Origin of the sequence: Eubacterium sp. AM05-23, from assembly GCF_003477535.1 — a bacterium.
Lineage (GTDB): Bacteria > Bacillota > Clostridia > Eubacteriales > Eubacteriaceae > Eubacterium > Eubacterium maltosivorans.
Window position 1 is genome coordinate 34,153 of record NZ_QUDF01000006.1, and the last position, 19,746, is coordinate 53,898.

At 45.9% G+C, this 19,746-nt stretch carries 24 protein-coding genes and 2 pseudogenes; 13 read left to right on the plus strand and 13 right to left on the minus strand.

All coding sequences use genetic code 11. From position 1 onward, the window contains the following. Window position 1 precedes the first annotated feature (1 nt). The 13 genes from DW091_RS09385 to DW091_RS09445 all read right to left on the minus strand — a co-directional run bounded on the left by DW091_RS09385 (window position 2) and on the right by DW091_RS09445 (window position 11,766). Window positions 2-715 (minus strand): radical SAM protein, encoded by a 714-nt coding sequence (locus tag DW091_RS09385; protein ID WP_118518034.1) that lies wholly within the window; start codon window positions 713-715, stop codon window positions 2-4. A gap of 1 nt (window position 716) precedes the next feature. Next, window positions 717-1,076 (minus strand): arsenate reductase family protein, encoded by a 360-nt coding sequence (locus tag DW091_RS09390; protein WP_074616487.1) that lies wholly within the window; start codon window positions 1,074-1,076, stop codon window positions 717-719. Beyond that, the gene (locus DW091_RS09395; RefSeq protein WP_058696178.1) at window positions 1,073-1,507 is read right to left on the minus strand and encodes an N-acetyltransferase; all 435 of its coding nucleotides are present in this window, start codon (window positions 1,505-1,507) and stop codon (window positions 1,073-1,075) included. The genes DW091_RS09390 and DW091_RS09395 overlap by 4 nt, the downstream gene beginning before the upstream one ends. 1 nt (window position 1,508) lies before the next feature. Next, window positions 1,509-1,859 (minus strand): GIY-YIG nuclease family protein, encoded by a 351-nt coding sequence (locus tag DW091_RS09400; protein WP_074616525.1) that lies wholly within the window; start codon window positions 1,857-1,859, stop codon window positions 1,509-1,511. Between the two features lie 8 nt (window positions 1,860-1,867). Beyond that, on the minus strand, window positions 1,868-2,350 hold the full coding sequence (locus DW091_RS09405; protein WP_118518035.1) for a DUF6530 family protein: 483 nt from the start codon (window positions 2,348-2,350) through the stop codon (window positions 1,868-1,870). 92 nt (window positions 2,351-2,442) lie between these two features. After that, window positions 2,443-3,984 carry an ABC-F family ATP-binding cassette domain-containing protein gene (locus DW091_RS09410; protein ID WP_187368463.1) on the minus strand — a complete coding sequence of 514 codons (1,542 nt, stop codon included), beginning with the start codon at window positions 3,982-3,984 and terminating at the stop codon, window positions 2,443-2,445. 364 nt (window positions 3,985-4,348) lie between these two features. Next, a complete protein-coding gene (locus DW091_RS09415) occupies window positions 4,349-5,209 on the minus strand; it encodes a Cof-type HAD-IIB family hydrolase (RefSeq protein ID WP_074616485.1) in 861 nt (286 codons plus the stop codon). Between the two features lie 178 nt (window positions 5,210-5,387). Further along, window positions 5,388-6,917, minus strand: a complete 1,530-nt coding sequence (locus DW091_RS09420) for an aryl-sulfate sulfotransferase (protein WP_118518037.1) — start codon at window positions 6,915-6,917, stop codon at window positions 5,388-5,390. A gap of 74 nt (window positions 6,918-6,991) precedes the next feature. Further along, window positions 6,992-8,527, minus strand: coding sequence for a ClC family H(+)/Cl(-) exchange transporter (locus DW091_RS09425; protein WP_074616523.1), 1,536 nt, complete (start codon window positions 8,525-8,527; stop codon window positions 6,992-6,994). 251 nt (window positions 8,528-8,778) lie between these two features. Further along, window positions 8,779-9,813 (minus strand): ABC transporter ATP-binding protein, encoded by a 1,035-nt coding sequence (locus DW091_RS09430; RefSeq protein ID WP_074616484.1) that lies wholly within the window; start codon window positions 9,811-9,813, stop codon window positions 8,779-8,781. A gap of 3 nt (window positions 9,814-9,816) precedes the next feature. Further along, window positions 9,817-10,560, minus strand: a complete 744-nt coding sequence (locus tag DW091_RS09435; protein ID WP_096918730.1) for a tyrosine-protein phosphatase — start codon at window positions 10,558-10,560, stop codon at window positions 9,817-9,819. Window positions 10,561-10,563: 3 nt separating this feature from the next. Next, window positions 10,564-11,397: a carbohydrate ABC transporter permease gene (locus tag DW091_RS09440; protein ID WP_058696185.1), complete on the minus strand. Its 834-nt coding sequence runs from the start codon at window positions 11,395-11,397 to the stop codon at window positions 10,564-10,566. A 9-nt stretch (window positions 11,398-11,406) separates the two neighbouring features. Then, window positions 11,407-11,766 carry an ABC transporter permease subunit gene (locus tag DW091_RS09445; protein WP_224168772.1) on the minus strand — a complete coding sequence of 120 codons (360 nt, stop codon included), beginning with the start codon at window positions 11,764-11,766 and terminating at the stop codon, window positions 11,407-11,409. A 266-nt stretch (window positions 11,767-12,032) separates the two neighbouring features. Between DW091_RS09445 and DW091_RS09450 the strand changes: the two genes are divergently transcribed. The 13 genes and pseudogenes from DW091_RS09450 to DW091_RS09500 all read left to right on the plus strand — a co-directional run. After that, on the plus strand, window positions 12,033-13,016 hold the full coding sequence (locus DW091_RS09450) for a DUF6017 domain-containing protein (RefSeq protein ID WP_008978068.1): 984 nt from the start codon (window positions 12,033-12,035) through the stop codon (window positions 13,014-13,016). 31 nt (window positions 13,017-13,047) lie between these two features. Next, window positions 13,048-13,269 (plus strand): DUF5348 domain-containing protein, encoded by a 222-nt coding sequence (locus DW091_RS09455; protein ID WP_002569164.1) that lies wholly within the window; start codon window positions 13,048-13,050, stop codon window positions 13,267-13,269. 41 nt (window positions 13,270-13,310) lie between these two features. Further along, entirely contained in the window at window positions 13,311-13,787 is a 477-nt protein-coding gene (locus tag DW091_RS09460; protein WP_002569165.1) for a PcfB family protein, read from the plus strand. Continuing rightward, window positions 13,784-15,592: a VirD4-like conjugal transfer protein, CD1115 family gene (locus DW091_RS09465; RefSeq protein ID WP_016289916.1), complete on the plus strand. Its 1,809-nt coding sequence runs from the start codon at window positions 13,784-13,786 to the stop codon at window positions 15,590-15,592. Before DW091_RS09460 ends, DW091_RS09465 begins: the two co-directional genes overlap by 4 nt. Then, window positions 15,579-15,749: a hypothetical protein gene (locus tag DW091_RS20315; protein WP_002569167.1), complete on the plus strand. Its 171-nt coding sequence runs from the start codon at window positions 15,579-15,581 to the stop codon at window positions 15,747-15,749. Before DW091_RS09465 ends, DW091_RS20315 begins: the two co-directional genes overlap by 14 nt. 96 nt (window positions 15,750-15,845) lie before the next feature. After that, window positions 15,846-16,106, plus strand: a complete 261-nt coding sequence (locus DW091_RS20320; protein WP_169897321.1) for a hypothetical protein — start codon at window positions 15,846-15,848, stop codon at window positions 16,104-16,106. A 54-nt stretch (window positions 16,107-16,160) separates the two neighbouring features. Beyond that, the gene (locus DW091_RS09470; RefSeq protein WP_009243792.1) at window positions 16,161-16,319 is read left to right on the plus strand and encodes a Maff2 family mobile element protein; all 159 of its coding nucleotides are present in this window, start codon (window positions 16,161-16,163) and stop codon (window positions 16,317-16,319) included. Between the two features lie 65 nt (window positions 16,320-16,384). Then, on the plus strand, window positions 16,385-16,747 hold the full coding sequence (locus DW091_RS09475) for a helix-turn-helix domain-containing protein (protein WP_003533405.1): 363 nt from the start codon (window positions 16,385-16,387) through the stop codon (window positions 16,745-16,747). Next, window positions 16,707-17,084: a TnpV protein gene (locus DW091_RS09480; RefSeq protein WP_003533403.1), complete on the plus strand. Its 378-nt coding sequence runs from the start codon at window positions 16,707-16,709 to the stop codon at window positions 17,082-17,084. The genes DW091_RS09475 and DW091_RS09480 overlap by 41 nt, the downstream gene beginning before the upstream one ends. 51 nt (window positions 17,085-17,135) lie before the next feature. Then, a pseudogene (locus DW091_RS09485) lies at window positions 17,136-17,285 on the plus strand (peptidase S51); the annotation flags it as partial. Then, entirely contained in the window at window positions 17,276-17,668 is a 393-nt protein-coding gene (locus DW091_RS09490; protein WP_000393259.1) for a GNAT family N-acetyltransferase, read from the plus strand. The pseudogene DW091_RS09485 and the gene DW091_RS09490, both read left to right, overlap by 10 nt. After that, window positions 17,669-19,108, plus strand: a complete 1,440-nt coding sequence (gene aph(2'')-Ia / locus DW091_RS09495) for an aminoglycoside O-phosphotransferase APH(2'')-Ia (RefSeq protein WP_001028144.1) — start codon at window positions 17,669-17,671, stop codon at window positions 19,106-19,108. Between the two features lie 75 nt (window positions 19,109-19,183). Beyond that, window positions 19,184-19,651 (plus strand): annotated as a pseudogene (locus DW091_RS09500) (Type 1 glutamine amidotransferase-like domain-containing protein); the annotation flags it as partial. Window positions 19,652-19,746: the final 95 nt, after the last annotated feature.

The window sequence follows — 19,746 nt, forward strand, 5'->3', positions numbered from 1 at the left end:
TTTAATCACCCACCCCAAGATCGGTGTTGTTCATCAGAACACAGATTCTGGGGTCATTTTGTAGTTTTGGCAGGCTGTGTACGGTGAACCAGCGGATCAGCTCCGGGTCGGCCTTTACAGCGGTGCTGTTATCATTGAAAATATTGACATAGACACGCGAGAAATACTTTAGGGCTGTGCTCATATCTTTCTCAAACTGTTCCGGCGACTGGCCGGTCATGCCGAAAAGCAGGCAGCACTCATCATAAATTTCGGCGATGGCGGAAGGTGCCTGGTTATAGCCCATCCCCTTGAGCATGATCTCTTCCCGGTATTGCTCGTCAAAGGTCTCGATACCAATGCGCGAATGAAGACATATCCCCTCTTTGGCCATTTTCTCTTTTAAGACCCGGGTTTTTTCGCGAAGAAGCCAGTGGCTCTCCATATGCAGATGGCAGATATTCCTTTGACGGCAAATCTCAAGAACCTGTTTTTTCGTTTCCTCTGGCAATTCAAAGTATGAGCCTGAATTAAGTACCACAAGGCGGCCAAACTCACCTGTCACCTGTTTCAAAACCTTGTTGTTCAATGAAACGGATACCGAATCTGGGCCACTGTCCATATGGTAATCGCAGAAGCTGCACTTTTTCCAGAAGCACCCCCGGCCCATAAGCAGAACGATCTCCTGGGGCAGGGCGTCCTCAGGCAGGCAGCTGTAGCGTTCTTCAAACTTCATCTTAAAGCTCCAGCGCAGCAGACCATTCTTCTTCTTTAAATCCTACAAGCACTTTATCCTCAAAGATTAACTCCGGCCTCTTGACAAGCATACCATTGGTGGACAGTACCTCCGCCATTTCTTCCCGGGTCATAGTTTTTACCTTATCCTTCAGCCCCAGCTCTCGGTAAGCCATACCACTCACATTAAAGAATTTTCTGGGCTCTCCGCCGTATAGCTCCATCCACTTTAACAATTCTTCTTTTTTAGGGTTTTCCTTCACAATATCCCGCAGCTCATAGTCCACATTGTTATCTTCTAAAAAGCGTTTAGCTTTCTGACAGGTCGAGCATTTAGGGTAACATAAAAAAATTGGTTTCATTTACTTTCTCCTTGCATAATATACTCACGGTGTCCGCTTTCGGCTTCCGTTTCTTCTTCTTTGACTTCAAATCCCAACCGTTTGTAAAAATTTACGGCGCGGATATTTTCCACATAGGCGGCCAGCGTAATCATTCCTTTATAGCGGTTAAGCGCATACTCCATCAGACCGCGGCCAATGCCCTGATGCCAGCAGTCTGGATCAACGAACAGAGCGCCGATATGACGGCCCCCTACCACGGCGATAAAACCGTTGATCTTACGATCCTGTTCATTTACATAGACTTCGGATTGGGGAATATATTCCTTTTTTACTACTTCGGCATGGCCTCTCCAATAATCTTCCGAAATAAAGGACTGCCCCCTAACGCTGGCATTCAGCCAGATTTCCATGACCCGTCCAAGGTCTGCTTCGGTCATTTTGCGAATCATTTCAGTATAGCTCCGTTCCCTCTGAGCGAAGCTTGCGCTGCCACTCGCCATAAAGCATTTCCAGCTCGTCGCCGTAGTCTTTACTGCCCTGATCATCCTCGTCGTATTCCAGCTTTTCCAGGATTACTACCTCAAAGGCGTCTTTCCCAAGGCGTTTCCAGTCCTTATTCAGGTCACGGTTACGCATAAAGGTTTCCATATTCAGCTGAAAAACATCACTGTTGATCTTTCCCTTAATATTGTTTGTCGCTTCTAAAAATGTCTTTCCCGTCTCAATATGGCGGATAACAAATATTCCCATTTCCGGACGGTAATTTTTGTATGCTTCTTTTAATTCCTTTTTACGGTCCATATCCATTATTAATACCCCATTTCCTTTAAAATGCGTGACAGAGCGGCCATCCGCTCGCCTAAAAGCTCACCGTCTTCCGCCAGTGCCTGCGCAAAAAGTTTAATGTCCTCATCAATCATTTCATTGTCTGTATCGACCGCGATGGTCATGGCGTCTCCCTGGAGCCCCACCCGGTCGATCACCGGATTTTCCGGGTCATAAAGCTTATCGTGGCGGTAGGAATCTTCTCTGAAATACTGCTCTGCCCGGCAAATCAATATGGCCAGGTCGATAACCCGGTGCAGAGGCAGCTCCTCGGACTGACGCGACCACTTTTCGCCCGTGTAACGCCATACCTTGGCCGAAGCGTCCACGCGCCCACGGTCATTCCACTGGGCCAGCCCCAGCGAAAGCCCCTTGGCATCACTGTCGTAGGCCTTTCTTCCATCAATTTCCTCATAGTTTTCAACCTCAATAACAGGCTTATGTTTTAAATGTGTTGGTATCTTCATTTTGTTTGTCCTTAAATTTTATTTAGTAATTCACTAAATTTAGTAAATTACTACTTTCAATTATACGCGCAATTTAGAATTTGTCAAGTTTCTTAAAAACCCATCTTCTCAATCTCCAGCACCTTATCGGCCCAATCCCGATAAAAGGCGGCTTCGTGAGATACCAGAATAACGGTGCCATCAAAATCCTGCAATGCTTCCTGAAGGCTTTCCTTTGCCAGATAATCCAAATGGTTGGTAGGTTCGTCGAGAATCAACAGATTGCAGGGTGACAGTGTAAGCTTGCACAGCTTTACTCTGGACTGCTCACCGCCACTCAGGGTTGTGATGGGCTGCAGCACATGCTCAGCTTTAACACCGCATCGTGACAGAGCTGAGCGCGTCTGCTTCTGTGATAGCTTCGGAAAAGCTTCCGTAATAATTTCCAGTGGTGTCTGTCCTTCTCTCTCCCATTTCAAATCCTGTTCATAATAGCCAATGACCACATTTCTGGCGAACTCAAAACTTCCAGAGATGGGCAAAATTTCACCAATCAGGGTTTTCAGCAGCGTCGATTTGCCGATACCATTAAAGCCGGTAATGACCACCCGCTGGTTCTGCTCCAGCACAAAGTGCAGTTTTGGCAGTAAGGGATAGTAATACCCCACTTCCAAATCCTTAACCTCGAGAACCCTCTGCGCGGTGATTCCAGTGGATTTAAAGCGGATCATCGGCTTTGTAAGACCAGTCGGCGGCGCCATACGTTCGATTTTATCCAATTTTTTCTGGCGGCTTTTGGCCATGGCCGCGGTGGAGGCGCGCACTTTATTCTTCGCAATATATTCTTCAGTCCGTTCGATGAATTTTTTCTGACTTTCATACTGCCTGATATATTCTTCCCGTTTCTGTCCCTTCTGTTTTAGAAAGGCGCTGTAATTACCATGATACTTGGTAATGGTGCCAAACTCAATATCCCCAATACAGGTCGTTACCTGATCCAGAAAATCAAAATCATGGGATACAAGAATAAAGGCACCCTCAAAGCCTGTAAGATATTTCGACAGCCACTCTACATGTTCTTTGTCCAAAAAGTTGGTGGGCTCATCCAGCAGCAGCACTTCTGGCTTTTCGAGGAGAAGCTTTGCCAGGATCACCTTTGCGCGCTGTCCGCCGCTCAGCTTTTCAAGAACCTTGTCCATGCCGATGGCTGTAATGCCAAGGCCGGCGGCCACACGGTAAATATGGCTCTCGATGCTATAAAAATCCCGGTCCTCCAGGGTTTCCTGCAAATTGGCGGCCTGATTGATCAGCTTTTCGCTGGTATCCTCTGCCATTTTTTCATACAGCCCGTTCAGCCGCTCCTCCATCCTGTATAAATCGGCGTAAGCCTGCTTCAGATACTCAAAGACAGTGATGCCCGCATCCACCTGGGCATACTGGTCCAGATGCCCTACAGATGCCTTTGGAAACCATTTGATCAGGCCGTCATCCGGGATGACTTCCCCAATCAGGGTTTTGATCAGGGTACTCTTTCCCGCACCATTTTGTCCGACCAGCCCCATATGCTCCCCATTGTACAGCTCAAAGGAGGCGTCATGATATAATACCTTGTCTCCATAGCTGTGAGACAGATCTTTTACTTCCAGTAAACTCATTGTTATCATTCCTTTCAAATCTAAAAATTCCAATAAAAAAGAGAGCGCACAGCGCTCTCTGCCTGAGGAGGGTTCTCCCGCTCCAAACAAAAAGGCTGCGGATGAAAACATCATCCACAGCCTGTTATCCCAAATTGCTGTCCTCCGGTAAAAAGCGCGTACGAAACAAAGCCGCCTGAGGCCGCCTGCAAACACTTTTGACCGATGAACTGATGGAGGCTACGCCTCCGGATTAAGCTCCGCACAATGTCTCATCGTTATCCATTTATTCGGAGCCTTTGCAATTGTAAGTGTCATGATAAAAATTCCCTTCGCTAAAATCGAACGGTATTGATTATACTCCCAATTCGGTGTTTTGTCAACTTCAGCTGGCCAGTTCCTGGCGTTTATCTGCTTTTGGGTTAAGAATAAACTTTTCCAGCGCATAGGCTACGCCGTGCTCATCATTGGTTTTTGTAATAAAATCCGAAATTTCCTTAACACGGTCAATGCCGTTTTCCATGGCTACGGCCAACCCGGCGTGCTTGAGCATTTCATAGTCATTGTTGCTATCGCCCATGGCCATGACCTCTGTGCTTTGAATATTTAGATGACGGCACAAATGCTTTAACCCGTCCCATTTATTGGCTGTCGGGTTGTTGATCTCCAGATTGTTTTCCACCGCGGACGTGATGGTCAGATCCGTAGTATTCTCGAGAACAGCTTTAAGCTCGCTCCGGTTTTCCATCTGGCTGAAAAAGATATTAAACTTTTCAACAGAATGTGTGTACAAAAAGTCAAAATAGTCTTCCGGGTCGGCTATGGTGTGTCGGGTTTCCCTGAAGAAATCCCAGTAAGCCCGGGGTACATGAAACCTGCTCAAGTCCTTCATGCAGTCCTCGATCACAATGGTTTTTCCTTCCACATAGGCTTCGATCATCAAATCATATTGCCTGAGCACCTTCAGAACTGTATCTAGATCCTGTTTTGTCAGGGGATTTTCGTAAAGCGTTATTTTGCGGCTCAGGTCGGTTACCTGTGCGCCGTTTGATGTAATGGCGTAGGAGACTCCATCGATGTCTGTAATTTCTTCGGGCAGCTCTCCAAACACACGCCCAGTCGTCGGCACGACAATGATTCCCTGGCTGACGGCTTTTTCAATGGTCACGATTGTCTCGCGCGCCAGAGTGATGTCACTCTGAAGCGTGGTGCCATCCATATCCAATGCTACTAATTTAATTCCCATCGCTTTGTTCTCCTTGATTTTTATTCCATCATGATTCTATCACTTTTCCATGATAATAAGAAGCCGATTTTCCTTAAAAAGCATCTGAAAACCGTTGCCAGTTTACATCAAACCTTTTCAGAATAAGGCATGGCAGAAAAAACTGCCATTAAAAAAGCAGGCTGACGCCTGCTTTTTATCAGTTTTTTACTTTGTCAAACTTCTGAACCTTAAAGGTATGCTCACCGTTTGGGAACACGACTTCCAAAAGCTTTTTATTGTCGGTAAAATTCATTTCAGTGAGTACGGGCTGGTTCGCTCCGTTGACACCCCATCCAATGATATAGGCGTCTTTCTCGTTGTCAACCTTCTGGGCACTTCCAAATTCGGAGGAAGTGTAACCGTCCATGCTGTATTCTTTAAAATCAATGACTTTTTTGTTGGTTTCATCAAGCTTGTATTTCAGCACACGGGTTTTTCCAGTGCCCTGGCCATTGTCAAAGACGACCAGGTAGCCATCATCCGTTAAGGATAGGCTGCTCTGACCAGAGGTTTTCTGATGATCGGCCAAGCCAAATTCATCACCCTTTCCGGAGAGCTTCCAGAGAATGTCCCCGGTGCTGCGGTCAATCTTCACAATGGTGTTGGCGTTTTTAAAGGATACAATCAGATTATTGTCTGACGGATCGAGTATCATAGCGTTGATATGCAAATAGTCCTGAGGTTTCATATTGCTGTTCGCAAAATCATTGCCTTTTTCGCTGAGCGCGTACAGCTCCGGATGGTCAGTGGATTTCCATGTGAAGACCGGTTTTCCATCCTTCACTTCCTGAATAACCGCGGCTACTACTTTTGATCCGAGAGGATTGGGATTTAATTCCGCTGGAATATTATCCACCGTTTCTGCCACATAGGATTCCGTAATCCAGTTTTTATCCCCAAGAAGAACAAAGTCATGCCCATCGACCGGATCACCCATGACCTTTTTATCATGATTGGTTTCATTAGGGTCCAGCAAAGAGATGCGGGCGCCGTCACGTTTGACTTCCTTGTATTTTTCATCAAGAACCACACGCGTTCCCGGCAGATAGTCTGTCAGGCCCATTGTGCTGACGTCCGGGTCAACAATCTGGTAGCTGTAGCGGATATCACCGTTCTCCAGCTTATGCTGTCTGAAATCTGTAAAGATTTTGCCGTCAGCCTGTTCCGGTGTCAGAGCAACATACCAGGTAACATTCCCGTTCTGGTCCAGCTTGTACATGGCGGCCTTCTCGGTATCTGTCACATAAAAATCACCTTCGTAAGGGCTTTGTCCAGTCGCCAGCATTTCCGGGAGCTGCTTGGAAAGAGTTCTCAAATAAATCGTGCGGGTATCTTTACCATTGGTTACGACCATCTCCAGCACTTCATTACTGTCGATTTTCTTGACCGTTACCTTTGCCTTTTTATTGGTCTGAAGCTTTGCCTCATTGACCTCAATGGACGCTCCGGCATCATTCATCAGAATAAACTCGTTCTCATGTTCCGTTGTAAGGCTGGGGATATCATAGGTTGCTCCATCCTCGTTCAGCGGAATTTCCACCGCATAGCCGTTCACGCTGATGTGAACAATTCTGTCCTGCAGCAGCGTAATGTCTCTTCCGGCATACGCCAGAGCCACGCTGACCATAATGATAAGCACAAGCGCCAGGCCCGCAGCCACTGCGAGAACCTTTGCTGATTTGTTCATAGTTTACCTCCTCAATCACTTCAGATAGTATTGATATCAATGTTAGACTTTATATATAACGCCCGCCTGAAAAATCAGCTGTTGCCGGCGGCAGACGCTTCCTCACAAAGAGTGTGCAGCTCTGTATTTATCCTGTTCAGGTCGGTCTCATTTGCCAGAGCCACAATGGTATCGCTTGGCCTTATTTTAGTATCACCCTTGGGGATCAGTTCTTTTTCTCCCCTTCGGATAGCCACCAGCAGGCAGTTCTCCGGCCACTGAATTTCCCAGATACGCTTACCGACCAGACCGCAGCTGTGATGCACAGAGACGGCGATCAGCGTTTTGTTGCTGGTTTCAGGCAAAGGTTCTTCCCCGCGTCTCGCGACAATGCGGTCAAGCAGCATTTCATAGACCGGCTCAGATTTAAGTGCCGCCGCAGTGATCTCCGCAGTGATGGCAACAACCGATAAAGACAGCAGATGCGTAAAGGAGCCCGTCATCTCAGAAATCAGGACGATTCCTGTAATAGGCGCACGGACAATGGCGGTAAAATAGCCGGCCATTGCCAGAATGATAAAGTTATTGATGAGCTGCGGATCCATCCCCATTCCGCGGACAACGACCATCCCGTAAAATCCACCGATGTACGCGCCCAAAACTAAAAGCGGAAAAAAGATGCCGCCCGGCGCACCGGAACCAAAGCTGAACATGGAAAAGATAAACTTCACCACCAGCAGCAGCAGGATCATGGTCAGGGGCAGATTACCCGGCGCCAGAAGCTCGATCATCATATGTCCGCCGCCCAATACCTGGGGCAGCGTAAAGCCCAGAATTCCAGCCATTAAAAAGGGGATAACCGGACGGAATTCAGCTTTTAAAAAGGTCATCCTGGCATATAAATCCTGGGTACCTGCCAGCACCTTATTGTAAAAAGCGCCGCCTGCTCCCAGAATAATTCCCAAAAGGATGATAAAGCCATAATATTTAAGCGGAATCGAGGAGTCTACCCGAAACTGAAATACCGAACCCAAGCCAAAAACATATTTTGAAACAAAGTCCGCAGTGACGGAAGCCGTCATAGCGGAAAAAAGCACAGTTGCAGAGAAATTTTTATGAACCTCCTCCAGAGCAAACATAATGCCTGCCAGCGGCGCGTTAAATGCCGCTGCCAGCCCCGCGCTTGCCCCGCAGGTCATCAGATAGCGTTCTTCAATGTTAAGGCGTTTAAAAATCCTCGAAAAGCCCTTGCCGCCCATGGCGCCAAGCTGTACAGACGGGCCTTCACGCCCCAGGGACAACCCCCCGATAATGCAGAGAATCCCCCCTACTAATTTTCCGATGATAACCTTGAGCCAAGGCTCTTCAAAATATCCCTGAAGCTCCCCTTCTACCTGGGGAATCCCGCTTCCAGAGATCATCGGCTCCCACTTGACCATCCTCCCGACAATTACCGCCATCACGATAAGGGCGGCAAACCATGCCGCAATGGCCCAGTGGTGTTCACCCGCGTAGGATAAAATAAAGCTCATGTTCTTCTCTGAAAAGTTCAGAGCCAGCCGATAGATAATCGCGATACCGCCTGCGATCATACCGACAAATATCCCCTCCATTGCCAGGAGGTATTTCATATTACGCGTGTGGGCTATTAAATTTTCTGTGCTGTTCTCAACAGGCTTAAACACTTCTCTCACCTTTAAATTTCCTTAGAAATCTTTATAAGTTTACCATAATTTGAAAAAATATACAAATATTGAGGACTTTTTACGCCTTCTACAAATGGTTTTTCTTAAAAAATTTAATACAAAAATAAGAGGCCGCCACCGGTTCACCGGGACTACCTCTTGAAATAAGGAAAAGAAATGTATGTTAAGCTTTTTTACTAAGACACCAGCATATTCTCAAGCGCCTGTACCTCGTCACCCGTCACGCCCATGCGGCTACCGTCTTTGCCGAACAGCATGGCGTCACTGCGATCAAAGGCCAGATCGACCTGTGGCGGCAGGGTATTCCAGCAAGTCGGCGTCTTGACATTAACCTTGCCAAAGCGCGTCTCAAGATGATAGATAGACTCTCCGCCCAGCTCTTCCTTTGACAGAACAGAGGCTGGCAGCCGGAAGGCATCCTCCCTTCCGGCACTTCTGATTTTAATATTTTCCGGACGTACTCCAAGATAAAAGTGATTCATATCAATGATATTGGTGGGCGGCGCGCCGATAAACTGCGCCACAAAGAGATTGGCAGGGTTGGTGTATATCTCCTTCGGGGTTCCCTTCTGCATAATCTCCCCCTGGTTCATGACCACGATATAAGTTCCCATGGACATTGCCTCAACCTGGTCGTGGGTGACGTATAAAAAGGTGTTCTTGACCTTTTTATACATTTCGACGAGCTCAAAGCGCATCTGAGTTCTGAGCTTAGCGTCCAGATTGGACAAAGGCTCATCCATGAGAAAAACCCGGGGATCTTTGACAATGGCCCGGGCCAGCGCCACACGCTGCCGCTGTCCGCCGGACATCTGGGCAGGCAGTTTTTCTGCCTGGTCCGACAGATCAACCATCTTCAAGACGTCGTCCACCATTTTTCGGCGTTCCTCCTTTGGAATTTTCTTAATCTTCAGACCATACTCAACATTTTTAAAAACGCTCATATGGGGATAAAGGGCATAATTCTGAAAGACCATGGCAATCTCCCGGTCCTTCGGCTCGCTGTCGGTCACATCTTTATCGTCGATGAAAAGCCCGCCGGAGGTAGGCGTCTCAAGACCTGCGATAATCCGGAGCAGCGTTGATTTTCCGCAGCCCGATGGCCCCAGCAGAATTGTAAAGGAGCCATCCTCTATTTCCAGAGAGATATCCTTTAATACCTTGGTTTTGTTAAAATCCTTCACGAGATGCTCTATCGCTATTTTTCCCATGTTTTATACTCCTCTCACAAGCCTTTCCTTCAGGTCTTCTGTCTCTCCGGCAGAAAGGCCGGCTTCCAGAAAATACTGCCTGGCGCTTTTGAAATACCGTTCCAGATAGTCCAGCGTTTTTTCCATATATTCGGGTTCTGACCCCAAAAGCCGCGCTGCCACCAGGTCCATCGCCTCACTTTTCGGAAGCCCCGGAGGCTGCATCCGCCGGAATTTTTCACGCATGAGTTCCGCACTTTTAGCGTAGCTGTCCACTATGAGCCGCCGGTCTACGCCCGCAAGTCCCAGCAGCAGCGCTGCGGTCACTCCGGTTCGGTCTTTGCCCGCAGTGCAGTGGAACACCACGCCGCCGGGCGCATTTAAAATAATCTGACCAATTTTTTTAAATCCGGCGGGCTGGTTTTCCAGCAGGTCAATGTATAATTCCGTCAGTGTTGACAGTTGTGTGATATCCTCTAAATCAGCCGCGCTCTGGTTCATAAGGGACAGTGTAATATAGTCAAAATCCGCATCTGAAGCTATCACGTCCGGCACTGCACTCCGCTCCTCTGGTGTTCTCAGGTCAATGACTGTGGATATTCCCAAATCCTTCATGCAGGTAACATCCCGCTCAGACAGCTCACCCAGAGCGTCCGCCCGGTAGGCTACCTCATAACAGGTAGCGCCGTCTGTCCCTGGAAAACCGCCGAGATCTCGAAAATTATGACATCCATCCAATTCGATCTGGTATTCTTTATAGTCAAGCATTTTTTACTTAATCCCCCATTTCACAAAAGAGTCAACAATCTGCCGCTGCATAAAAAGATAGAGCAGCAGAATGGGAATACATGAAATTGTAGTGGCTGCCATCAAAGCCCCCCACATATTGGTGTCTGAGCTGACAAAAGTCCGCAGGCCAATCTGTATTGGGGCATTCTCCAGCTTTGATGTAATGAGCATAGGCCACATATAATCGTTCCAGGAATTGATGAACAGTAAAATTCCCAGGGAGGCCACGGAAGCCTTAATATTTGGCAGGATAACGCGGGTCAGGATTCCCCACTCGCTGTCGCCGTCCATGCGGGCCGCGTCGATGAGCGCTTTGGGAAAGGCCTCAAAAACCTGAAAGAGATTCAGAATCGCAAAGGCTGTGGCCGCCGTCGGCAGCACAATTCCCAGCAGGTTTTCTTTCAGCCCCATATTGACAATGGTCACATAGTTGGGAATCATGATGGCCTGAACAGGTATGAGCCAGCATAGGCTCAGCAGCCCGTAGATCAGCTTTTTACCTTTGAAGTCCCAACGTGTCAGCGCATAGGCCGCCAGCAGGCTGGTGCACAGCTGCAGCGTCGTCATCAAGACCGACATGACAATGGAATTGCCAAGCATCCGCCAGATGGGCATGCTCTGAAAGGCGTAGATATAATTGTTGAAGGTCGGCGCTGCGGGCAGCAGTGCCGAGCCAAAAATCTCCGCTTCATTTTTAAAGGAGGAGACAATCATCCAGTACAGGGGAAACACCGCGATAAAGCTGAGCAGGATCAGCAGCGCGTGCTTTACTCCGGCCGAGGCCTTGCGGCTGGCTTTTATGGTTGTTGCTTTCATAGAGGCCTCCTAATTATCATAAAATACAAACCTGGCCGAAAGCCGGTTTAACAGCAGGGCGATGATCCCGAAAATAATGAAAAAGATTACCGCTGAGGCTGAGCTCATGCCCACGTTCAGGGATGAAAAGCCATACTTGTACATCTCATAATAAATATTGGTGGTGGTACCGTATGGGCCTCCCTGCGTCAGCAGATCAATGTAGGCGAAGGTCCATTGGCTGGCAAAGAGAATGCTCATCATTAGCATAAAAATGACAGTGGGCGAGATCAGCGGCAGGGTAATAGTCGTAAACTGGCGCAGCCTGGAGGCTCCGTCAAGACGGGCCGCCTCAAAGCTGACGTTAGATAACGATACTTTTGAAAACACTGGAAAATCAAGGTTTTTCGAGCGACGGACAAGCAGGGTATTGTACTAAAAACTGAATACGACGCAGAAGCGGCGTTTCTTACTCTCTACATGGGAGAACAGGAACGCCGCTTTTTTCATGCCCTTTGTTACGCAGTAGGGGCAGAAAAAGCCTTGCTACAAGCGGTTTTGCGGGTGTGTATCTGGCGCGGCAAGGGATTTATACCTTATTCCCCGAAACCGCGCTTCTACTGCGTAACAAATCCAAAGCAAAGGAGCTATGAACTATGGCAGTTTTCAGAGTGGAACGGAACAAGGGCTACACCGTAATGAGCAACCACCACCTACGCAACAAGGAGCTTTCCCTAAAGGCAAAGGGGCTGTTGTCGCAAATGCTGTCACTCCCCGAAGATTGGGACTACACCTTGAAAGGCTTATCCCTTATCAACCGGGAGAAGATAGACGCTATCCGCGAAGCCATTAAGGAGCTTGAACGCGCCGGGTATATCGTCCGTTCAAGGGAGCGCGACGAGAAAGGACGCTTGCGGGGCGCGGACTATGTGATATTCGAGCAGCCGCAGCCGCCTACGCCGGATTTACCAACATTGGAAAATCCAACATTGGATAATCCAACACAGGAAAAACCAACATTGGAAAAACCTACGTTGGAAAATCCAACGCAATTAAATAAAGATATACAAAGAACTGACTTACCAAAAAAAGAAAAAATAATTACTGATGAACAAAGTACCCATTCCATTCCTATCCTTTCCCCTAACCCCTCTCCTTGCAGAGAAGCGGCTACGCCGCCGGAACGGAAAGGAACGGAAGCGACAGCACAGAGCGCAGTTGATATATACCGGGAAATCATCAAGGACAATATCGACTACGACATTCTCAAACAGGACATGAAGTTTGACAGTGACAGGCTTGACGAGATTGTAGACCTCATGCTTGAAACCGTATGCACCGCCAGAAAGCGGGTACGGATTGCGGGGGACGACTACCCGGCAGAGCTTGTGAAATCTAAGTTTATGAAACTGGACGGCGAGCATATCCGCTTTGTGCTTGACTGTATGCGGGAGAACACAACGAAAATCCGCAACATCAAGCAATATCTGAAAGCAGCCCTTTTCAACGCCCCGTCCACTATCGGCAATTATTACACTTCCCTTGTCGCCCATGACATGGCAAGCGGCGCACTGTCACCGAAAAAGCCGCAGTACGGCGACCCGGACTATTATTCATGCAACGAGGGCGAAAGCCTGTAACCACCCACAACCACAAAAGGAGGATTTTATTATGGCACAGAAAATGACAGGAGCATTGGTATTTGACGAGCGCACCGACCGTTACGACATCCGCTTTGACTTAAACAGCTACTACGGGGGCTTGCATTGCGGCGAGTGCTTTGACGTATTCGTGCGGGGCAAGTGGAAGCCGACCCGGATTGAGTACGGCGACAACTGGTATCTTGTGGGTATCAGAGCCGAGGACTTGAACGGGCTGCGGGTGCGTATCTGACCGCCGCCCCATAAAGAAACGCGAAAGGAGGACGCGACAAATTGCAGGACGAAGTAAACGAAAAGACCATAGCCCTTTACATCAAGACCGGGAAGCTGACCGCGCAGACGCTCCAAAAGGCAATGAAAGCCATACTGTCAAAGGGCAAAAAGCAGCTTGCAAAACCGCCACAGGGCAAGCAGAGCTTAAAGCAGCTTATGAAGCAGAACGCGGGCGTTTCCAACATTGAGATTACCGAGGGCAATATCAAAGCCTTTGAGAGTACGGCGAAAAAGTACGGTATCGACTTTGCGCTGAAAAAGGACGCGACGGAAAGCCCGCCCCGCTATCTGGTTTTCTTCAAGGGGCGGGACGCGGACGTGCTGACCGCCGCCTTTAAGGAATTTTCCGCAAAAAAGCTGACACAGGAGAAAAAGCCCTCAATCCGAAAGCTGCTCTCTACCCTCAAAGAAGCTGCACAGGGCAAGAACGCGGAACGGGCAAAGGTCAAGAACAAAGACAGGGAGGTATCGCTATGAAGCCGGAAATCAAGAAGCTGCTTATCTTAAATCTCCCGTATCTGCTCTTTGTCTGGCTCTTTGATAAAGTGGGCGCGGCTGTCCGGCTCTCCCCCGGCGCGGACGCGAGCGCAAAGCTGCTACATCTTGGGGACGGTTTTACCGCCGCCTTTTCCAGTATCGCGCCGAGCTTCCACCCGGCAGACTTAGCTTTAGGCATTGCGGGGGCGGTCATTGTCCGGCTGATTATCTACACCAAAGGCAAGAACGCGAAGAAATACCGCCGCGGGACAGAATACGGTTCGGCGCGTTGGGGCGGGGCTGACGACATAAAGCCGTACACCGACCCGGTATTTGAGAACAATATCCCCCTAACGCAGACGGAACGGCTTACCATGAACAGCCGCCCGAAGCAGCCGAAATACGCAAGAAACAAAAATATCCTTGTAATCGGCGGTTCCGGCAGCGGCAAGACCCGGTTCTTTGTGAAACCGTCGCTCATGCAATGTACGTCAAAGGATTTTCCAACGTCGTATATCGTCACTGACCCGAAAGGAACACTGATTTTGGAAACCGGGAAAATGTTACAGCGGTACAAATACCGTATCAAAGTGCTAAATACGATTAACTTCAAAAAATCCATGAAATACAATCCCTTTGCCTATCTGCGGAGCGAAAAGGACATTTTGAAGTTAGTCAATACCATTATCGCCAACACCAAAGGCGACGGGGAAAAATCCGGCGAGGATTTCTGGGTGAAAGCGGAAAAGCTCTACTACACCGCGCTAATCGGCTATATCTGGTATGAAGCCCCGGAGGACGAGAAGAACTTCACGACGCTGCTTGAAATGATAAATGCGTCGGAAGCCCGCGAGGACGACGAGGACTTCCAGAACCCGGTTGACCTCATGTTTGAACGTCTGGAAGAAAAAGACCCGGAGCATTTTGCAGTCAAGCAGTACAAAAAATACAAACTTGCGGCGGGCAAGACCGCAAAAAGCATACTTATCTCATGCGGCGCGAGGTTAGCCCCATTCGACATTAAGGAGCTGCGGGAGCTTATGGAAACCGACGAAATGGAGCTTGACACCATAGGCGACAGAAAGACAGCCCTTTTCGTGATTATCAGCGACACCGACGACACCTTTAACTTTGTCGTGAGTATTCTCTACACACAGTTATTCAACCTTTTATGCGACAAAGCAGATGATGAATATGGCGGGCGGCTTCCCGTCCATGTTAGGTGCTTACTTGATGAATTTGCGAATATCGGGCAGATACCAAAGTTTGAAAAGCTCATTGCAACGATACGGAGCCGGGAAATCTCCGCGTCAATCATCTTGCAGAGCCAGTCACAGCTAAAGGCAATCTACAAGGACAACGCCGATACCATAGTCGGCAACTGCGACACCACGCTTTTCTTGGGCGGCAAGGAGAAAACCACCCTCAAAGAAATATCGGAGATTTTAGGCAAGGAAACGATAGACAGCTTCAACACTTCCGAAACCAGAGGGCGGGAGCTTTCGCATGGGCTGAACTATCAGAAATTGGGAAAGCAGCTTATGACGGAAGATGAAATCGCAGTCATGGACGGAGGGAAATGTATCTTGCAGCTACGCGGGGTGCGCCCGTTCTTTTCGGACAAATTCGACATAACGAAACACCCGAAATACAAGTACCTATCCGACGCAGACCCGAAGAACGCCTTTGACATGGAAAAGCACCTTAAACGCCGCCCCGCCATTGTCAAGCCCGACGAGGTTTTTGACTATTACGAGATTGACGCAGCAGACTTACAGGAGGACGCAGACCATGAGGAAACGTAGCGCAGAGGAAAAACAAAAGCAGCTTGAACGGTTTTTAATGAATGTTGCGGAAGCCGCCGACGCTGCATTATGGGAGTATTGGCGGGAAAAGGAAGCGGAACACCGCCGTTTTGCAACGGAGTATGTCACGCGCCGGGGGCTTATCCCGCAACAGTGACAGCATGGCAGACCGCCGGGGGACAGGGGAAGCTACACTTCCCCTACGCTGCCTTGCGGCAGCTACCCCTTTGTGAACTTGCGGGAAGCGAACACCTTGCTACGCAAGCTATTCACTTCCCGCAAGTCTGAAAAAAACGTCCGGCAGCACAGCGGGACACAGAAAGGAGCGATTGAAGCAATCACATCTATCCATACCGGCTACATGATACGCGCCCCCACTTTCCGGCGCAGTACACAGCGGCAGGAGCCGCACCCCTTACAACTGAATACCGCCGCGCCGCAGGACTTACGCAGCGCGGGGACAGCCGCCTTTACCAGAGGGCGGTTTTTTTATGCGGCGGCGACCATACGCTGACCGCCTTTTGTCCGCTTGCCGGACAGCCGCAGACGCGGCAGAAAGGATATATTTATGGCATTTTTCAATAGCGCAGTAGACGTTTTGCAGACCCTTGTTGTAGCACTTGGAGCCGGGCTTGGTATCTGGGGCGTGATTAACCTCATGGAAGGCTACGGCAACGACAATCCGGGCGCGAAAAGCCAGGGCATGAAGCAGTTTATGGCTAATTAAAGGGAACAAAAAGAAAGGAAAAGCACAATCCAGACGGTATCAGCGGCAGGATACAAGAATAAATTGTGATTACACAAGATTGGTGTTATAATAAGAGAAAAGTTCCTGCCGGGGCAGCCGCCCCGGTGGTATGGATAGAAAGGCAGGAAAACAATATGCACATCAGCTATAAACCACTCTGGCATACACTGTTAGAGCGTGATATGAGAAAAGAAGATTTAAGGCTTGCCGCCGGTATGACAACGAATATGATTGCCAACATGAGCAAAGAGGGAAAGCACATCAGCATGGATACATTAGCCCGTATCTGCGAAACGCTGAATTGTGAGATTACCGATGTGATTGAGTTAGTACCAGACGAGCCTGCTTCCACAGGAGGTAAGGAACATGAGCGAATTGAAACCAAGAATAACGGAAAACGGAATTGATTATATCCTTGTCGGAGATTACTATATCCCAGATTTGAAGCTGCCGGAGGAACACCGCCCTATCGGAAAGTACGGACGGATGCACCGGGAATATTTAAGAGAAGCCCATCCAGCCAGATTGAACACATTGACACTGACCGGGGAGTTATGGACATATCTTGCAGACCTGAACGAACAGGCACAGGAACGGTTAGACACCATCATGGAGCAGATGAAGGCTGCCGATGGTGTGACCGAGGAATTGAAGCGTACCCATCAAATGGAATGGGTGCAGCGTTGCAATAACATTCACAACCGGGCAGAAGAAATTATTTTGCAAGAGATGATTTATTCATAACGGTATGGTAGAATGATTATGACAAATCGAAATTTATAAAGGAGAATATTGATGAAATTATTTTTATGTTCGCACTTTTCAAGTGTAGGAAGTCTGATAAAGGAAGAAATTGAAAATAAGAAAGTCGCATTTATTCCAACAGCTTCACTGCGTGAAGGCTACACCGGTTATGTCGGCTCGGCTCGAAAATTATGGAAGAAGTTTTAATTGATGATAATATGGTTTTTGATATTGATAATTTAAAAGGATTTCTTAATGATACCAGTTCATTTGGGTTTATAGCTAAAGAAAATAATAAAATTATAGGATTTGCATATTGCTATACACTTTTAAGACCTGATGGAAAAACAATGTTTTATTTACACTCAATAGGAATGTTACCTAACTATCAAGACAAAGGTTATGGTTCAAAATTATTATCTTTTATTAAGGAATATTCTAAAGAGATTGGTTGTTCTGAAATGTTTTTAATAACTGATAAAGGTAATCCTAGAGCTTGCCATGTATATGAAAAATTAGGTGGTAAAAATGATTATAAAGATGAAATAGTATATGTATATGATTATGAAAAAGGTGATAAATAAATGAATATAGTTGAAAATGAAATATGTATAAGAACTTTAATAGATGATGATTTTCCTTTGATGTTAAAATGGTTAACTGATGAAAGAGTATTAGAATTTTATGGTGGTAGAGATAAAAAATATACATTAGAATCATTAAAAAAACATTATACAGAGCCTTGGGAAGATGAAGTTTTTAGAGTAATTATTGAATATAACAATGTTCCTATTGGATATGGACAAATATATAAAATGTATGATGAGTTATATACTGATTATCATTATCCAAAAACTGATGAGATAGTCTATGGTATGGATCAATTTATAGGAGAGCCAAATTATTGGAGTAAAGGAATTGGTACAAGATATATTAAATTGATTTTTGAATTTTTGAAAAAAGAAAGAAATGCTAATGCAGTTATTTTAGACCCTCATAAAAATAATCCAAGAGCAATAAGGGCATACCAAAAATCTGGTTTTAGAATTATTGAAGATTTGCCAGAACATGAATTACACGAGGGCAAAAAAGAAGATTGTTATTTAATGGAATATAGATATGATGATAATGCCACAAATGTTAAGGCAATGAAATATTTAATTGAGCATTACTTTGATAATTTCAAAGTAGATAGTATTGAAATAATCGGTAGTGGTTATGATAGTGTGGCATATTTAGTTAATAATGAATACATTTTTAAAACAAAATTTAGTACTAATAAGAAAAAAGGTTATGCAAAAGAAAAAGCAATATATAATTTTTTAAATACAAATTTAGAAACTAATGTAAAAATTCCTAATATTGAATATTCGTATATTAGTGATGAATTATCTATACTAGGTTATAAAGAAATTAAAGGAACTTTTTTAACACCAGAAATTTATTCTACTATGTCAGAAGAAGAACAAAATTTGTTAAAACGAGATATTGCCAGTTTTTTAAGACAAATGCACGGTTTAGATTATACAGATATTAGTGAATGTACTATTGATAATAAACAAAATGTATTAGAAGAGTATATATTGTTGCGTGAAACTATTTATAATGATTTAACTGATATAGAAAAAGATTATATAGAAAGTTTTATGGAAAGACTAAATGCAACAACAGTTTTTGAGGGTAAAAAGTGTTTATGCCATAATGATTTTAGTTGTAATCATCTATTGTTAGATGGCAATAATAGATTAACTGGAATAATTGATTTTGGAGATTCTGGAATTATAGATGAATATTGTGATTTTATATACTTACTTGAAGATAGTGAAGAAGAAATAGGAACAAATTTTGGAGAAGATATATTAAGAATGTATGGAAATATAGATATTGAGAAAGCAAAAGAATATCAAGATATAGTTGAAGAATATTATCCTATTGAAACTATTGTTTATGGAATTAAAAATATTAAACAGGAATTTATCGAAAATGGTAGAAAAGAAATTTATAAAAGGACTTATAAAGATTGATTATATAATATATGAAAAGCTATTATAAAAGACATTAGTATTAAATAGTTTAAAAAAATGAAAAATAATAAAGGAAAATTATTCAAAAAGTTGGGAGCGATCGTAACTGAAATTGATATTTCAACGGAGGCTTATTCAACGATACAGTCTGTTTTTGAAGAAGCAGATGTGATATATTTTACCGGCGGAAATTCTTTCTTTCTTATGGACCAGCTCCGTAAAACGGGAACTGATGGACTGCTGAAAAAGGAATTGGCAAATGGAAAATTGATGATCGGCGAGTCGGCAGGCGCAATTATATGCGCTCCAAGCATCCAATATATCGAGCAAATGGATGAAAAGCCGGAGGACTACTCACAAGAAGATGATGCAGGGATTGATTTGATTGATTTCTATGTTCTTCCGCATTATCTTACAGCACCATTTAAGAAAGTTACCGAGAAAATAATGACTGAGTTTTCGGATTTGAATCTATGCCCAATTAACAACCGTCAGGGAATTGTAATTGATGGTGAAGATTCAAAGGTTATTTGCAAAGACTAATTTGAAAATTCCAGTTTGTCGTGCTAAAAATTCAACTGAATAATCCCAGCAAAAACCGCTGCTACATGGAAGCCAACAAACCATGCAACAGCGGT

Coding starts and splice junctions, on each gene's coding strand:
- DW091_RS09385 (WP_118518034.1), bottom strand. CDS start 715: ATGAAGTTTGAAGAACGCTACAGCTGCCTGCCTGAGGACGCCCTGCCC.
- DW091_RS09390 (WP_074616487.1), bottom strand. CDS start 1,076: ATGAAACCAATTTTTTTATGTTACCCTAAATGCTCGACCTGTCAGAAA.
- DW091_RS09395 (WP_058696178.1), bottom strand. CDS start 1,507: ATGATTCGCAAAATGACCGAAGCAGACCTTGGACGGGTCATGGAAATC.
- DW091_RS09400 (WP_074616525.1), bottom strand. CDS start 1,859: ATGGACCGTAAAAAGGAATTAAAAGAAGCATACAAAAATTACCGTCCG.
- DW091_RS09405 (WP_118518035.1), bottom strand. CDS start 2,350: ATGAAGATACCAACACATTTAAAACATAAGCCTGTTATTGAGGTTGAA.
- DW091_RS09410 (WP_187368463.1), bottom strand. CDS start 3,984: ATGAGTTTACTGGAAGTAAAAGATCTGTCTCACAGCTATGGAGACAAG.
- DW091_RS09415 (WP_074616485.1), bottom strand. CDS start 5,209: ATGGGAATTAAATTAGTAGCATTGGATATGGATGGCACCACGCTTCAG.
- DW091_RS09420 (WP_118518037.1), bottom strand. CDS start 6,917: ATGAACAAATCAGCAAAGGTTCTCGCAGTGGCTGCGGGCCTGGCGCTT.
- DW091_RS09425 (WP_074616523.1), bottom strand. CDS start 8,527: ATGAAATACCTCCTGGCAATGGAGGGGATATTTGTCGGTATGATCGCA.
- DW091_RS09430 (WP_074616484.1), bottom strand. CDS start 9,813: ATGGGAAAAATAGCGATAGAGCATCTCGTGAAGGATTTTAACAAAACC.
- DW091_RS09435 (WP_096918730.1), bottom strand. CDS start 10,560: ATGCTTGACTATAAAGAATACCAGATCGAATTGGATGGATGTCATAAT.
- DW091_RS09440 (WP_058696185.1), bottom strand. CDS start 11,397: ATGAAAGCAACAACCATAAAAGCCAGCCGCAAGGCCTCGGCCGGAGTA.
- DW091_RS09450 (WP_008978068.1), top strand. CDS start 12,033: ATGGCAGTTTTCAGAGTGGAACGGAACAAGGGCTACACCGTAATGAGC.
- DW091_RS09455 (WP_002569164.1), top strand. CDS start 13,048: ATGGCACAGAAAATGACAGGAGCATTGGTATTTGACGAGCGCACCGAC.
- DW091_RS09465 (WP_016289916.1), top strand. CDS start 13,784: ATGAAGCCGGAAATCAAGAAGCTGCTTATCTTAAATCTCCCGTATCTG.
- DW091_RS20315 (WP_002569167.1), top strand. CDS start 15,579: ATGAGGAAACGTAGCGCAGAGGAAAAACAAAAGCAGCTTGAACGGTTT.
- DW091_RS09470 (WP_009243792.1), top strand. CDS start 16,161: ATGGCATTTTTCAATAGCGCAGTAGACGTTTTGCAGACCCTTGTTGTA.
- DW091_RS09480 (WP_003533403.1), top strand. CDS start 16,707: ATGAGCGAATTGAAACCAAGAATAACGGAAAACGGAATTGATTATATC.
- DW091_RS09490 (WP_000393259.1), top strand. CDS start 17,276: ATGGAAGAAGTTTTAATTGATGATAATATGGTTTTTGATATTGATAAT.